General features: G+C 58.7%; 1 rRNA gene. It reads right to left on the bottom strand.

From position 1 onward, the window contains the following. Positions 1-2: 2 nt before the first annotated feature. Positions 3-2,927, bottom strand: a 23S ribosomal RNA gene (locus Q6A92_RS17145). Positions 2,928-2,950: the final 23 nt, after the last annotated feature.

The following is a 2,950-nucleotide window of genomic DNA, read 5'->3' as shown; positions in this document are numbered from 1 at the left end:
TTCGGGTTAAGCCCTCGGCCGATTAGTATCTGTCCGCTCCACGCGTCGCCGCGCTTCCACTCCAGACCTATCCACCTCATCGTCTCTGAGGGGCCTTACTGATTCCTCATGGGAAATCTCATCTTGAAGGGGGCTTCATGCTTAGATGCTTTCAGCACTTATCCCCGCCACACATAGCTACCCAGCGTCTGCTCCTGGCGGAACAACTGGTACACCAGCGGTGTGTCCATCCCGGTCCTCTCGTACTAAGGACAGCTCTTCTCAAATTTCCAACGCCCGCGACGGATAGGGACCGAACTGTCTCACGACGTTCTGAACCCAGCTCGCGTACCGCTTTAATGGGCGAACAGCCCAACCCTTGGGACCTACTTCAGCCCCAGGATGCGATGAGCCGACATCGAGGTGCCAAACCTCCCCGTCGATGTGAACTCTTGGGGGAGATAAGCCTGTTATCCCCAGGGTAGCTTTTATCCGTTGAGCGATGGCCCTTCCATGCGGTGCCACCGGATCACTAAGCCCGACTTTCGTCCCTGCTCGACTTGTGGGTCTCGCAGTCAGGCTCCCTTCTGCCTTTGCGCTCTGCGAATGATTTCCAACCATTCTGAGGGAACCTTTGGGCGCCTCCGTTACCTTTTAGGAGGCGACCGCCCCAGTCAAACTGTCCGCCTGACACTGTCTCCGAACCGGGTCACGGTCCCGGGTTAGAATGTCGGTACCGTCAGGGCAGTATCCCACCGGCGCCTCCCCCGAACCTAGCGGTCCGGCTTCTCTGGCTCCTGCCTATCCTGTACAAACGGTCCCCACATCCAATATCAGGCTGCAGTCAAGCTCCATGGGGTCTTTCCGTCCTGTCGCGGGTAACCTGCATCTTCACAGGTACTATAATTTCACCGGGTCGCTCGTTGAGACAGTATCCAAATCGTTACACCTTTCGTGCGGGTCGGAACTTACCCGACAAGGAATTTCGCTACCTTAGGACCGTTATAGTTACGGCCGCCGTTTACTGGGGCTTCGATTCAAAGCTACTCCCGAAGGATCACCTCTCCTCTTAACCTTCCAGCACCGGGCAGGTGTCAGCCCCTATACATCACCTTTCGGTTTAGCAGAAACCTGTGTTTTTGGTAAACAGTCGCTTGGATCTTTTCTCTGCGGCTCTCCGGGCCCGAAGGCCCGTCGAGCACCCCTTCTCCCGAAGTTACGGGGTGATTTTGCCGAGTTCCTTAACGAGCGTTCTCCCGAGCGTCTCGGAATGCTCTTCCTGCCCACCTGTGTCGGTTTGGGTACGGGCGCTGCTTCGCTCGCTAGAGGCTTTTCTTGGCAGTGTAGGTTGCGGCGCTTCGGTACTGAATTTCCCTCCTCGTCACCGGCCGGCCTTCCGCAGCGGGATTTGCCTCGCTGCCGGCCTCCCGGCTTGAACGCACCCTTCCGGCCGTGCGCCCGCCTTGCCTTCCTGCGTCCCCCCCTCGCTCAATCGTGAAGCAGCGGTACAGGACTTTCCACCTGTTGTCCATCGCCTACGCCTTGCGGCCTCGGCTTAGGCCCCGACTAACCCTGAGCGGACGAACCTTCCTCAGGAACCCTTGGGCTTTCGACGGAGGAGATTCTCACTCCTCTTTTCGTTACTCATACCGGCATTCTCACTTCCAGACGCTCCAGCCGGCCTTCCGGCCGACCTTCGCCGCCCCTGGAACGCTCCCCTACCGGGACCCTTGCGGGTCCCCCGCGATTTCGGTGCCGCGCTTAGCCCCGTTACATTTTCGGCGCAGCGCCACTCGACCAGTGAGCTATTACGCACTCTTTAAATGGTGGCTGCTTCTGAGCCAACATCCTGGTTGTCTGGGCAACGCCACATCCTTTCCCACTTAGCGCGAACTTCGGGACCTTAATCGGCGGTCTGGGCTGTTTCCCTTTCGACGACGGATCTTATCACTCGCCGTCTGACTCCCGGACCTGAGTCCCCGGCATTCGGAGTTTGACTGAACGCGGTAGTCCTGTGGGGACCCCTTATTCAATCCGTGCTCTACCTCCGGGTCTCGTCGTCCGAGGCTAGCCCTAAAGCTATTTCGGGGAGAACCAGCTATCTCCGTGTTCGATTGGCATTTCACCCCTACCCGCCCCTCATCCCCGCCTTTTTCAACAGGCGTGGGTTCGGGCCTCCATTCAGTGTTACCTGAACTTCACCCTGGACACGGGTAGATCACACGGTTTCGGGTCGGCAACCCTAAACTGAGGCGCCCTCTTCAGACTCGCTTTCGCTGCGGCTCCGCCTCTTCGGCTTAACCTTGCTTAGAATCGCCACTCGCCGGTCCATTCTACAAAAGGTACGCTGTCACCCCCCGAAGGGGGCTCCAACTACTTGTAAGCACACGGTTTCAGGATCTCTTTCACTCCCCTCCCGGGGTGCTTTTCACCTTTCCCTCACGGTACTGGTTCGCTATCGGTCACTGGGCCGTATTTAGCCTTGGGAGACGGTCCTCCCGGCTTCCGACGGGGTTTCTCGTGTCCCGCCGTACTCAGGATCCACTCCGGAGAGCGGGGGGCTTCGGCTACAGGGCGCTTGCCTGCTTCGGCCGGCCCTTCCAGGCCATTCGCCTGCCTCCCGCTTTTCTGACTCCATGCGGAGTGTCCTACAACCCCGGAGGGCAAGCCCTCCGGTTTGGGCTGTTTCCCTTTCGCTCGCCACTACTCAGGAAATCGCATTTGCTTTCTCTTCCTCCGGGTACTGAGATGTTTCAGTTCCCCGGGTCTGCCTTGCCTTCCCTATGGATTCAGAAAGGCATCCTGCCCGTTCGGGCAGGGGGTTCCCCCATTCGGAAATCTCCGGATCTCCGCCTACTTACGGCTCCCCGGAGCTTATCGGAGTTCGTTCCGTCCTTCGTCGGCTCCCAGTGCCAAGGCATCCACCGTGCGCTCTTGTTTGCTTAACCACTTCGTCTCATGACTCGCGTCA

Origin of the sequence: Sporolactobacillus sp. KGMB 08714 (genome assembly GCF_036598985.1) — a bacterium.
Classification (GTDB): domain Bacteria; phylum Bacillota; class Bacilli; order Bacillales; family Sporolactobacillaceae; genus Sporolactobacillus.
The sequence above is the reverse complement of the archived record's forward strand: the minus strand, read 5'-3'. Positions and strand labels throughout refer to the sequence as shown.